Raw genomic sequence first — 477 nt, forward strand, 5'->3', positions numbered from 1 at the left:
TCGTCTATATCGTCACATCACGTCGAACACTCGGCAGAATGTTCAGAAAAGTCCCGCAACCCCGGGCATGCAACGCCTGCCGGCTATCACACACACCCGGTTTAGCCTCATCCGCTTTCGCTCGCCACTACTCACGGAATCACTGTTGTTTTCTCTTCCTGTGGGTACTGAGATGTTTCACTTCCCCACGTTCCCTCTACCCGCCCTATATATTCAGGCGGGAGTCACCAGGTCGCACAAACGCCTGGCGGGGTTTCCCCATTCGGAAATCCTCGGATCAAAACTCGCTTATCAATTCCCCGAGGCTTATCGCAGATTGCTACGTCCTTCTTCGGCTCCAGATGCCAAGGCATCCACCGTTTGCTCTTAAAGACTTGAAATCACATGAGATGGGACAGATCCAGGAAAAGACCTGCCCCGGTTTTCTTTAAGATGCTCGCGTCCACTGTGTAGTTCTCAAAGTACGGGCGGTCCCCT

The 477-nt window shown here is 53.0% G+C and carries 1 rRNA gene; it reads right to left on the minus strand.

Features of this window, described 5'->3' with window-relative positions:
* Nucleotides 1-380 (minus strand): 23S ribosomal RNA (locus WFG93_RS13910); the annotation flags it as partial.
* Nucleotides 381-477 lie beyond the last annotated feature (97 nt).

The sequence above is a fragment of the Microbacterium sp. USHLN186 genome, assembly GCF_037145155.1.
GTDB lineage: Bacteria > Actinomycetota > Actinomycetes > Actinomycetales > Microbacteriaceae > Microbacterium.